This is a genomic window from Acinetobacter sp. UBA2581 (genome assembly GCF_002339435.1).
Taxonomy (GTDB): domain Bacteria; phylum Pseudomonadota; class Gammaproteobacteria; order Pseudomonadales; family Moraxellaceae; genus Acinetobacter; species Acinetobacter variabilis.
Map to the genome: position 1 here is coordinate 1 of NZ_DDLD01000025.1, position 7,241 is coordinate 7,241.

Annotated in this window: 6 protein-coding genes and 2 pseudogenes; 4 read left to right on the plus strand and 4 right to left on the minus strand. The window is 37.9% G+C overall.

Annotated features, from left to right (window positions below; all coding sequences use genetic code 11):
• Nucleotides 1–449: 449 nt before the first annotated feature.
• The gene (locus B3Q46_RS03255; RefSeq protein ID WP_286713409.1) at nt 450–758 is read right to left on the minus strand and encodes a hypothetical protein; all 309 of its coding nucleotides are present in this window, start codon (nt 756–758) and stop codon (nt 450–452) included.
• 147 nt (nt 759–905) lie between these two features.
• Between B3Q46_RS03255 and B3Q46_RS16405 the strand changes: the two are divergent.
• The 3 genes and pseudogenes from B3Q46_RS16405 to B3Q46_RS03265 form a co-directional block, all read left to right on the plus strand.
• Nucleotides 906–1,045: pseudogene (locus B3Q46_RS16405) on the plus strand (ISNCY family transposase); the annotation flags it as partial.
• A gap of 601 nt (nt 1,046–1,646) precedes the next feature.
• Complete coding sequence (locus B3Q46_RS03260) at nt 1,647–2,033, plus strand: diacylglycerol kinase (protein WP_004780021.1); 387 nt, start codon at nt 1,647–1,649, stop codon at nt 2,031–2,033.
• Between the two features lie 39 nt (nt 2,034–2,072).
• Nucleotides 2,073–2,783 carry a phosphatase PAP2 family protein gene (locus B3Q46_RS03265; protein WP_286713412.1) on the plus strand — a complete coding sequence of 237 codons (711 nt, stop codon included), beginning with the start codon at nt 2,073–2,075 and terminating at the stop codon, nt 2,781–2,783.
• Nucleotides 2,784–2,809: 26 nt separating this feature from the next.
• On the opposite strand, the gene B3Q46_RS03270 is transcribed toward B3Q46_RS03265, so the two are convergent.
• The 3 genes from B3Q46_RS03270 to B3Q46_RS03280 are packed head-to-tail and all read right to left on the minus strand — an operon-like array spanning nt 2,810 to nt 6,479.
• The gene (locus B3Q46_RS03270) at nt 2,810–4,123 is read right to left on the minus strand and encodes an ATP-binding protein (protein ID WP_286713418.1); all 1,314 of its coding nucleotides are present in this window, start codon (nt 4,121–4,123) and stop codon (nt 2,810–2,812) included.
• Nucleotides 4,124–4,129: 6 nt separating this feature from the next.
• A complete protein-coding gene (locus tag B3Q46_RS03275; RefSeq protein WP_286713414.1) occupies nt 4,130–4,801 on the minus strand; it encodes a response regulator transcription factor in 672 nt (223 codons plus the stop codon).
• Between the two features lies 1 nt (nt 4,802).
• On the minus strand, nt 4,803–6,479 hold the full coding sequence (locus B3Q46_RS03280) for a phosphoethanolamine transferase (protein ID WP_286713416.1): 1,677 nt from the start codon (nt 6,477–6,479) through the stop codon (nt 4,803–4,805).
• Nucleotides 6,480–6,737: 258 nt separating this feature from the next.
• On the opposite strand from B3Q46_RS03280, the pseudogene B3Q46_RS03285 reads away from it, so the two are divergent.
• Nucleotides 6,738–7,220, plus strand: a pseudogene (locus B3Q46_RS03285) (ISNCY family transposase); the annotation flags it as partial.
• Nucleotides 7,221–7,241 lie beyond the last annotated feature (21 nt).

Sequence of the window (7,241 nt, forward strand, 5' to 3'; positions counted from 1 at the left end):
TTTCATCGAACTCAGGTTAAAGATTAGGATTCATCCAACTAAGAAAAAAGCAATGGAATTTAAGCCTACACTATTGGAAGTTGAAATGCTCAGTCTTTAAGTTGGCTAGGTCACTTTCTAATACCTGGTCTTTTAGATGGTAATCATCGTTTTGAAATTTACTCTCAAGAGAATGGAAAAATCCATCTCGTACACTCTGAAAGATTTAGTGGTGTGCTTGTACCTATAATGCATAAAAACTTGACACATATAACGAAAGATTTTGAATATATGAATCAATCTCTAAAATTATTTGTAGAATCAAAAAATTAGATCCGAAATTATATGGCAATCAGTTTTTATCGTTATTAAAAACAGATACATGTAGGCACTTCACTTCTTGATTATTTCAGCTTTTTAATTCATCTAAAATTTACATAATACGGATTATACGAAGCCCTGACCCTAGATCAGGGCTTNNTACGCCATTGCCAGTTTTCAATTAACTTAATTTTCCCATTGGCTTGGATCTCAATCTCAGTATTACATTCACCTATACGTAATTCATTCATCTGATTGATGTGGTGGTACGCCATAGTGAAAGTTTTTTCAGAAGTCATGAAACCTAGTAAATGTCCATTGGTAATACTGCCACCAGAATAGGTAGCTTCTATACACTCACCTACTTGGTAATAATTAAAAACAGTCTCGTGAGATACTTCTCCATTAGATGTATTTTTAGCATTTACAAATTTTTTATTATTTAGATTTAAGTTCATTTCTACTCTTTAATTTCCCTAAAATTAACATAATACACCTTATACGAAATGAGAGTGTTAGAAACCATTTAAAGTGTTTATATTCTCACCAATAAAAATGTCTAGTTTATGGTGATTTAAACATCATGAACTGGATATGAAATATAGATGCTGATCACTATGTCTGACAAAGAAATTCAATGTCTTGCAGTTCTGCAAGACGTTCGAGATCATCGCATTATTCAAGTCTATGCTTTAGAATTTTTAAATCTTTTGACTTTCAAATCACTCGTTTGATTAAATTTTTAATTATTAGAATTTTTCAAGAATCGTATTACATTAAGTGCAAAGTGACTCTATTTTAAAATATGGTTTGAATCCTACTTTAAGATCTCGAGCTGAGATGCTAATATTTATTAAGTTATTTCTAATAGAAGTATACAAATGAAGGGCAAAATAAGCATTCTTATCATAATAATAATATTAGCTTTAGCCATTAAGATAGAAAATGACAGGAAAAAACAAAGGATTAATGAGTCGATTCTGAATGACAAAAATACTCGAGTACCTTAACCAAATAGCTGACCTACTCCTTGAACAATAGGCCTCTTGCGAAAGTATCGTTTTACCTAATTTTTGAATTGGCTAAAACCTTATAAAATGTAGCTTTGGGCTGTTTAAATTTTGACTAACGCAAGAAGTCTAATCATGATATTAGTTACTACTTTTGATGATTTTTAAGAAGATGTGTAATGTGGGATACCTTAGAGCATTTCAAGACATTAAAAACTATTGAAGTGGGTTAAGCCATTTTTTGCGCCAAAACAATCAAATAAACATCCATTTTTAAGGGAGTTTTAAGGTTAAAAATTTAAATTAATCAAATCTCATCTTAACTGAATCACTTCTATGTCCCCCGATCGTTCACTCTACAAAGGTACTTCCGGAACACAACGTATTTTCAATGCTACTCGTTATTCCGCGACCGGCCTTAAAACAGCCTTCCGAACTGAAGCAGCCTTTCGGCAGATCGTGCTGATTAACCTGATTTTGATTCCTCTTAGTTTTTGGATATCACAGAGTCTAGCTGAGCAAGCACTCATGGTGGCTGTGTGCCTGCTAGCACTGATTGTTGAACTGATTAACTCAGCAATTGAGGCAGTAGTGGATCGTATTTCCATAGAACAGCATGAGTTATCCAAAAATGCTAAGGATATGGGCAGTGCCGCCCAGTTTGTCGCACTCATTTTAATTACCGTAACTTGGGGCATCATTTTAATCGGTCATTCGTTTTGATCTCATTTCTGCTACAACGACAAGAATGGAATATTTAAAATGTCGTCCGAACGATCTCGTTTTTTACTGAATCAAATATTGCTACTGAGTTTCAGTTTTTTGCTTCTCTGGAATTTTTTTGATGTGGGTGGAGTCATTGATTTAAAACTAATCTATCCATTTATCGATGGTCAGGGACAATTTCCCCTCCGGCAAGATTGGGCACTGGCAGAGTTAAATCATCGTTATATCAAAGATCTGTTAATTCTAGTTTATATAGTGCTATTCATTGGTTGGATGGTCGCACTAAAATGGCAATCTTGGCATAAGAGACGTTGGGAATTAGGTTATTTCTTTATAATGGTAGTGCTTACAACTGGGATAATCGGAATTATCAAATCCCAGTCAGTTCATGCCTGTCCTTGGGATATGGTAACACCTACATCTAATGGGTTTTTATGGGATTTCAGTGCTACCGCTGGACATTGTTTTCCTGGTGGACATGCATCTAGTGGTTTTGCATTAATGACAGGCTATTTTGTTTATCACACTGTAAACCGTCAGCGGGCTTATTTTTTTCTAATCGCTGCAGCGATCTTAGGCTTCGCTATGGGCTGGGCACAAATGATGCGGGGGGCACATTTCCTGAGTCACAACCTGTGGACTGGCTGGGTGATTTGGTGCATTAATATCATTGGTTATGTTTTATTTAGCCACAAAATGCCAGTTGAAAAAAACGCTTCCTTGCTCGCTAGCATCAAACAGCCTTAATACCTAAAAGACAAAAGTCTATCTATTTAGGCTTCGACCAAGGCAAATTTCACTTGTACACACAGACCACCTAAGCTGCTACTTTTTGAAAATTCTAAAGTACCGCCCAAACGTTCAGTTGCTTTATCCACAATTGATAGACCTAAGCCACTACCAATTTCAGCATGGTTATGAACCCGATAGAATCTCTGACGAATTTGGTTAAATTGCGCTGGATCAATCCCTGCTCCACTATCTTCTATCTGTAGAATCGCCTGTTGACCTTGCTGCAATATCGATACATTGATCACGCCATGCTCTGGGCTGTATTTAATTGCATTATCAATCAGGTTATAAATAATCGAGTGTAGGGCTGAAGCCTGGCCCTGAATCAACAATTCTTGCTGTTGTTCTACTCCTAAATCAATTTCTTTTTGTAGTGCCAGCTGGATCAACTGCTCAATGCAGGCGACTGTCATTTGATTCAGAGACAGGGATTGTACAGGCTCAGTTAAACCTTCTGTGACATCCTGTTTAGCCAAACTTAACAGTTGATTTACCAGATGTTGCATCCTTAAGATGCCCAGACTCAAATTGTGCAAGGCATCACTTTGTGGAAATTGCTGTAATAAGATCTGTAACTGTAAATTCAAAGCTGTCAATGGTGTACGTAGTTCATGTGCAGAGTCTGCTACAAATTGACGCTGCTCTTGTTGGGCTAAGGAAATACGGCCAAATAGGTAATTCATTTCCTGAATGGTCGGTTCTAGCTCCAAAGGATATTCTTTCATTTCAATTGGTTTTAATTCTTGAGCCTTACGGCTGGCCAATTCTGTTTTAAAATCAATAAGAGGCTGAAAACTTCTCCGAATTACCCAGCTTAAACCGAATATAGCAAAAGGAAGAAATAGTACATAAGGGAGAAACATATTCACTGCGAGCTCCAATGCTAGATCTTGCCGGACATTTTTTTGCTGGCTTACTTGGATCTGTAATTGGTCTCCAGGAATGATATAAGTTAGCCAGGTCCCGTATGGGGTTTGATGTGTATAGAATCCTGCTTTCTTGACCGATGCAACCAAAACATCCTGTGGATGTAATGTAGTATCTGTATAAGACCAAATATCTACAAATAAATCTTCTTCACTATACTGTTTTCCTAAATCAATCTCGCTTTGTAGCGGTTCAGGATGATTTTCTGCAATGCGCTCTGCGAGACTTTGCATCTGTTTGTCCAAGACTTCATTAATTTCTTCAAGTGCAATCCGGTATGCCGCAAAGATTAGTACACAGCCTAATACTACGCTAAACAATGAAATATAAATAATTAGACGTTTTTGCAAGGAATAGCGTTTTTTCATCATGCTTTACCCTAAGCGATATCCTAGTCCACGAATCGTCCGGATAAAGTCTTTCCCTAATTTGGCCCGCAGATGATGAATATAGACTTCCACAGTATTACTACTTACATCACTATCGAAATCATAAAGTTTGTCTTCTAAATCATTTTTAGAAAAAATTTTGTTTGGATACGTTAATAGTGCGGTGAGAATAGACCATTCTCGATTAGATAATTCTATAGTCTGTCCGTTAAATAATGCGATGTGTTGCTCAATATCCAATTCCAAACCACTGTGTAATAACTTCTTATTAGTATCTTTCTCAATATTTATACTTCCACTTCGACGCATTAAAGCGTGAATACGTGCCAGTAGCTCGTCAAATTCATAAGGTTTAATTAAGTAATCATCTGCCCCATCATTCAGTCCATCTACCCGGTTTTGTAGCTGATCTCGAGCAGAAATAATCAGGACAGGTAAACTTGGGAACTTTTGACGGATATTTTTAAGTACCAGCATACCATCCATCATTGGCAAACCCAGATCTAGCAGGACAATATTATAATTTTGCTGTTGTAGCTGTTTTAAGCCATCAATGCCATTGTTGACCCAGTGCACATCAAATTGATGGAGCTTGAGCAATGTTTTAGTTGACTCGGCAATCATGAAGTCATCTTCAATAATCAATATTTTATGCATCTCAAGCTCTGTTCTTTAATGATGATGAGCATTGTGCAAGCATATCATTTTTAGCTTCAATCACTTGCGTTTTTATACCCAGCAAACTCAATAAACTCGGGAACAGATTATCCTGACTGTGCATCTTACCGGTTTGTGCTTTGAGACAGTTGACCTGCTGGGTATTGTACTGTTGCCAATACTCTGAAAACCACATCAACATTGGAACATGGGTCTGTTGCGTTGGTGCTATGCTATAAGGGGCACCGTGCAGATATAGACCATGTTCTTCGGTAGATTCACCATGATCAGACAGATACCAGAAACCAGTTTGATATTGTTTTTGATCCTGCAATGTTTTGATCATCTGAGCAAGGACATAATCTGTATAGACAATAGAATTATCATAGCTATTTTTTAGCTCATCGGCGCTACAGCCCTGAATGGCATTGGTATTACAGGTTGGTTGGAAAGGTTGGTATGGTGATTTGGAGCGTTTGAAATAAGCCGGACCGTGGCTGCCCATTTGGTGCAGAACGATCAACTGTGGTTTTTGATTATTTTTATCGAGATGTGACAAATAATCTTTCAGACTATCTACCAATATTTCATCAAAACATTCACCTTCAGCATCACACCACTTTTGTTTTAGTTGAGTGGGAATTTGATAATTTTGAATCCGGTTACAGGCACCTTTACAGCCAGAATTATTATCAATCCAAGTCACTTGATAACCAGCACGCTGAGCAATATCTAGTAATCCTTCACGATGGCTAGCCAACTGTTCATCATAGTTTTGACGTGTCATCCCTGAAAACATACAAGGTACTGAAACAGCTGTGGCAGTTCCGCAAGAACTGACTTGATTAAAATTTATCACCTGCAGTTTGCTCAGTTCAGGATTTGTATTACGTGCATAGCCATTTAGAGCAAAGCTCTCAGCACGTGCAGTTTCCCCTACTACCAGCACCATCAATTTAGGTTTGCTTTGCATTTGAGTCTGCTGAAGTAGATGTGCATCTTCACCAAAGGTCACCAATGGCAAATTTGCTTTAGGGGCTTTTTTCTTATAATAGGATAATGTAGATGCAATACTGTTTTGTGGGGAGATCATCCCTTTCAGGTCACGATGCTCACGAAAGATGGCAGCATAATCGACATAAAAACAGAATAATAAGCTGAGTATTAATCCGAGTGAAAGTACACTGCTCAAACTTTTATGCAACAATTGACGCCCCAATGATACAGGCTGAATTTTAAGTATCCACACGATAAAGAGTGGGAAAATGACAAATACCAATGTCCAGATAATTAATCGTATTGACCAAAGATCCCGAATTTCACGAACATCAGTTTGTAACATATTCTGGATCTGGTCTGGGGTAATGACTACACCTAGACTATTAACAAAATAAGCACTAAAGCCACCCAGAATGATCAGAATACTGGCTAGTATTTTGGCATTCCACTTCCAGATCAGCCATTGTAATACCAGATAATAAAAGCCAATAACAACCAAGACTGTCGTAGCTAATAGTGCCCATGCTTTGAAATTGCTATGGGGCGTCAGTTGATGAATTTTTTGATAAAAAGAAAAATTCAAAACTAATCCCAACCAAATAGCGAGCATCAGATTAAATCTTGCTAAAGGAATTGGTTTGATTTGAAGAAGGCTTGGAAAAGAAGTCAGTTTAAGCATTTTTTAACTTCGAAGACTTTAATATGCTTTAGCCTAAAATTTGAATCTTAAAAATGACTTAAAATAATCTGAGAACTACAAAAACTCAGACATATTAGACCTCTTGCGAAAGTATCGTTTTACCTAATTTTTGAATTGGCTAAAACCTTATAAAATGTAGCTTTGGGCTGTTTAAATTTTGACTAACGCAAGAAGTCTACTATGTCTGATAAAGAGATTCAAAGTCTTGCAGTTCTGTAAGACGTTTGAGATCATCGTATTACCCAGGTCCGTGCTGCTGAAATCCTGAATCTTTCTACCCGTCAAATTACCCGGTTATTGCAGAAGCTTAATCAAGATGGGGTTTCAGGTCTGGCGCATGCCAGTCGTGGTCAACCTGGCCATCGTCGCCATGACGTCCTGTTAAAATCGAAATGTCTTTCCATTATTTCTGAACATCTGCTGGGCTTTGGACCTAAATTGGCACATGAGAAGCTCAGCAGCATATTTGACCTGAATATCCCGGTAGAAACAGTTCGTTCGGCGCTGGATGACGCCCAATGACCTGTGGATCGAGATCAGCGCATGAAACGTCCGTACCAGCCACGCTATAACCGTGATTGCTTCGGTGAGCTGATCTAGATTGATGGCTCATACCATGACTGGTTTGAAGGTCGAGCTGTAAAATGCTGCTTGCTGGTTTATATCGATGATGCCGCTGGAAAGCTCTTGCATCTGTGCTTTTGTGAGGCTGAAACGACCGTAAGCGTCCGCTGAATCCCA

Coding starts and splice junctions, on each gene's coding strand:
- B3Q46_RS03260 (WP_004780021.1), top strand. CDS start 1,647: ATGTCCCCCGATCGTTCACTCTACAAAGGTACTTCCGGAACACAACGT.
- B3Q46_RS03265 (WP_286713412.1), top strand. CDS start 2,073: ATGTCGTCCGAACGATCTCGTTTTTTACTGAATCAAATATTGCTACTG.
- B3Q46_RS03270 (WP_286713418.1), bottom strand. CDS start 4,123: ATGAAAAAACGCTATTCCTTGCAAAAACGTCTAATTATTTATATTTCA.
- B3Q46_RS03275 (WP_286713414.1), bottom strand. CDS start 4,801: ATGCATAAAATATTGATTATTGAAGATGACTTCATGATTGCCGAGTCA.
- B3Q46_RS03280 (WP_286713416.1), bottom strand. CDS start 6,479: ATGCTTAAACTGACTTCTTTTCCAAGCCTTCTTCAAATCAAACCAATT.